We start from the raw sequence: 3825 nt of genomic DNA, 5'->3' as shown, positions 1-3825 counted from the left end.
GAAATTATGTGTTGCAGAGTTCTAATTTTGTTCAAGTGATTGAAAAAAAGAAAGCGTTTAGATATGATGGTAGGGAAATGATAGTGAATTTTCTAGGAGGTAAAAAATGGGATTTAGAAAAGATTTTCTTTGGGGCGGTGCTACTGCTGCCAACCAAAGTGAGGGCGGTTATAATGAAGGCGGCCGCGGTTTAGCGAATGTTGATGTCGTTCCGATTGGAGAAGACCGATTTCCAATCATTACCGGTCAATTAAAGCATTTGGAGTTTGATGAGACTCATTTTTATCCAGCTAAGGAAGCCATTGATATGTATCATCGGTATAAAGAAGATATTGCTTTATTTGGTGAGATGGGCTTTAAATCTTATCGCTTTAGTATTGCTTGGACACGTATTTTTCCAAATGGTGATGAAACAGAACCTAATGAAGAAGGATTAAAATTTTATGATGCATTGATTGATGAATGCCATAAATATGGGATTGAACCCGTAGTAACTATTACCCACTTTGATATGCCGATTCATTTGATCAAAGAATATGGAGGCTGGCGCAGTCGGAAAGTAGTTAGTTTTTATGAAAATCTCGTCACTGTATTATTTAACCGCTATAAAGGCAGAGTAAAATACTGGATCACGTTTAACGAAATCAATATGATTTTACATGCGCCTTTTATGGGAGCTGGTTTAGTATTTGAAGAAGGCGAGAATGAAGAGCAAGTGAAGTACACAGCTGCTCATCATGAATTAGTAGCCAGTGCTTTAGCGACTAAGATCGCACATGAAGTAGACCCTGAAAACATGGTAGGCTGTATGATTGCTGCAGGACAGTATTATCCAAATTCACCCAATCCTACAGATATTCGTCAAGCTCAAGTAGACAATCAAGAAAATTATTTCTTTATTGATGTGCAGTCTCGTGGAGAATACCCGAATTATGCTCTGAAGCGCTTAGCCGATGAAGGCATTGAGATTCCATTTGAAGAAGGCGACAAAGAATTATTAAAGGAACACACAGTTGACTATATTACTTTTTCTTATTATTCTTCACGAGTTTCTGCTGCTCAAGAAGGCCAAGAAAAAACAGGTGGGAATATATTTGCGTCTATTAAAAATCCTTATCTAGAAGAAAGCGAATGGGGCTGGCAAATTGACCCGCTTGGATTCCAGATTACAATGAATGAATTGTATGACCGCTATCAAAAACCATTATTTGTTGTTGAAAATGGGCTCGGAGCAGTTGATACTCCTGATGAAAATGGCTATGTAGTAGACGATTATCGTATTGATTACCTAAAACAACACATTGAAGCAATGAAAAATGCTGTAGACAAAGATGGTGTAGAAATTTTAGGATATACGCCTTGGGGCTGCATTGATATTGTGTCTGCGTCAACTGGTGAAATGAAAAAACGATACGGCTTTATCTATGTTGACCGAGACAATGAAGGCAATGGGACGATGGCCCGCTCTAAGAAAAAATCATTTGATTGGTACAAACAAGTGATTGCTTCTAATGGCGAAAATTTAGATTATACAAAAGGCTAATTTCATCGAAGCCATGCTGATTATCGGCATGGCTTTTCTTAAAATTCTTTTTAGAAAAGGAAGGGTATCATGGAGACAAAATATATTTTTCTTGATGTAGATGGAACTTTGGTCAGTTATTTTAATGAATTGCCAGATTCTGCAGTTGAGGCTATTAAATCAGCACAAGCTAACGGGCATAAAATTTATACAGTAACGGGCCGCAGTAAAGCTGAGATGTATGATTACATCTTAGATATAGGATTTGACGGCTATATCGGCGGAAATGGCAACTATGTTGAAAGTGATAATGAAGTGATCTTGCATCAATTGATGACTGAAGAAGAAGAACGGCGTATTATCGATTGGCTGCATGACCGCAAATTGGAATTTTATTTGGAATCAAATAATGGTTTATTTGCAAGTGAACATTTTGAAAAACGGGGAGAACAAACGGTTAAGGACTATGTTGCCTATAAGGAAAAATCGGGTGCAGAAGCGATGACTGTAAGAAAGGTATTCCCGGAAATGATTTTTGGCGAAAACTTATATCGTGATGATGTGAATAAAATCAGTTTCATTCTAAATGATTACCAAGACTATCTAGATGCAGTTGAAGCTTTTCCCGCGTTTAAAGTAGGTACATGGGGCGGAGTTGGTGAAAAAGCGTTATTTGGGGATATTGCCTTAGATAATATTACTAAGCAAACAGCAATTGAAACGCTCTTGAACCATCATAATGCGAAGAGAAAAGACACGATCGCTTTTGGCGATGCAAAAGTAGATATTCCAATGCTTGATTATTGCGAAGGTGGTGTCGCCATGGGGAATGGCGGAGAAGAAATCAAAGCTATGGCAGATCATATAACTGATACTGTCGAAAAAGATGGGCTGCAAAAGGCCTTCCGCCATTTTGGCCTTATTGTGTAATCTTTCTTTTAAAAAAAAGTACTTCATTTTACTGGATAGATGGTGCAACTGCTGGTTTCTCAAACCTTACTCGCTGTTATAAAAAAACATCGTGATGCAAAAACAGACAAACCCAAAATTATTTTTTTGGGTTTGTCTGTTTTTACTTTAAGAATAGACAAGCTCTGGAGAATTTTTTTAATTTATCCAAATAGATCAATTGAATTTTATTAAAATTTCGATAAAAAGCGGGTAGACTTATCAAGGAAAAAGCAATAGAAGGGACTGGTAGAATAATACTTTCTTTTTATTCAACAGATTCTACACAAAAAGAAAGCTCGTATTATGAAAGATTCAGCAATTTAAACGACCCATATGAGATTTCTTTAATGATTTTCTCTTTTTCTAACCAGGTTAACTCTCGACTTAACGATTCAGAAGTTGTTCCTAAATAAGAAGCTAAGTCTTTTTTAGCCATGTTTAATTCAACAATGGGTTCTTTTTCTGTAGAATCAACCAAGCTCATTAAAAAGTGCAACAATCTGTTTCTAACCGTTTCAGTTGTTGCCCAAGCAGTTTGCTGTTCAGAAGTACCCAACCTTTTGGTAATGGCACCTAGCATTTCAATAGAGATACTTGGATGTTCTAAGAGAAGCTCACGGAAATCTTCATGTTTAATTGCACAAATAGAACAATCTGATTGCGCTTGTGCAAAGGCTTCATATACGCCTTTCTTGAATAAAGCTAATTCTCCAGTAAATTCATTTTGATTAACCATTCGGACTAATTGTTCTTTTCCTGTGTCTGATAAACGGTACACACGTAGTTTTCCGCTTTTTAAAAAATAAAAAGAATCGGCCGTTTCTCCAGGCCGATAGATCATCTCTCCATGGAGAAATTGTTTTCGATGGATTAAGGAATGAACCTTTCCCATTTGTTCAGCTGTTAAGGATTGGAATATAGGAACAGCGTGTATACAATACTGTTTTTTCTCTTTGCGTTCACATTCACAAGTATGATGAGATATTGACTGTCTTTTGTCCATTTTATACTCTCCTCTATAATACTTTGTATGTCTTTTTTTTTATCACTTTTCTGCTCTGAAGAATAAATTGAGCAACTACAAACAAAAGAATACTCTTGTACTTGATTTAAATCAAGTAGATATGAAAAAAAATACACTATATTTAGCTTATTGAAATGTTAAAAAAATTCTTGTGTAGATTTTAACAAAACGAGGAGTGTAAATGATGAGTATAAAGTTAACCCAGTCACAAGTAATGTTGCATCAAATGGTTACCGATTTTGCAGATAAAGAAGTAAAACCGTTGGATATATTGATTGATAAACAAAGGAAATTCCCTAGAGAGTTATGGGATAAATTTGTAAACACC

At 36.0% G+C, this 3825-nt stretch carries 4 protein-coding genes; 3 read left to right on the top strand and 1 reads right to left on the bottom strand.

What is annotated here, in order from left to right; genetic code table 11:
• Positions 1-106 precede the first annotated feature (106 nt).
• Together RT405_RS10570 and RT405_RS10565 are read left to right on the top strand one after the other, a co-directional pair.
• Positions 107-1543 carry a 6-phospho-beta-glucosidase gene (locus tag RT405_RS10570; RefSeq protein ID WP_313469585.1) on the top strand — a complete coding sequence of 479 codons (1437 nt, stop codon included), beginning with the start codon at positions 107-109 and terminating at the stop codon, positions 1541-1543.
• A gap of 69 nt (positions 1544-1612) precedes the next feature.
• On the top strand, positions 1613-2452 hold the full coding sequence (locus RT405_RS10565) for a Cof-type HAD-IIB family hydrolase (protein ID WP_313469583.1): 840 nt from the start codon (positions 1613-1615) through the stop codon (positions 2450-2452).
• Positions 2453-2774: 322 nt separating this feature from the next.
• Here the strand turns inward: RT405_RS10565 and RT405_RS10560 are convergent, their stop codons facing one another.
• Positions 2775-3476: a Crp/Fnr family transcriptional regulator gene (locus tag RT405_RS10560; RefSeq protein ID WP_313469581.1), complete on the bottom strand. Its 702-nt coding sequence runs from the start codon at positions 3474-3476 to the stop codon at positions 2775-2777.
• Between the two features lie 202 nt (positions 3477-3678).
• Here RT405_RS10560 and RT405_RS13510 point away from each other — a divergent pair.
• Positions 3679-3825 (top strand): acyl-CoA dehydrogenase family protein (locus tag RT405_RS13510; protein WP_396163715.1); only part of this gene is annotated, 147 nt, incomplete at its 3' end.

This window comes from Carnobacterium sp. (genome assembly GCF_032094055.1).
Lineage (GTDB): Bacteria > Bacillota > Bacilli > Lactobacillales > Carnobacteriaceae > Carnobacterium_A.
This window is presented reverse-complemented; position numbering and strand designations above follow the sequence as displayed.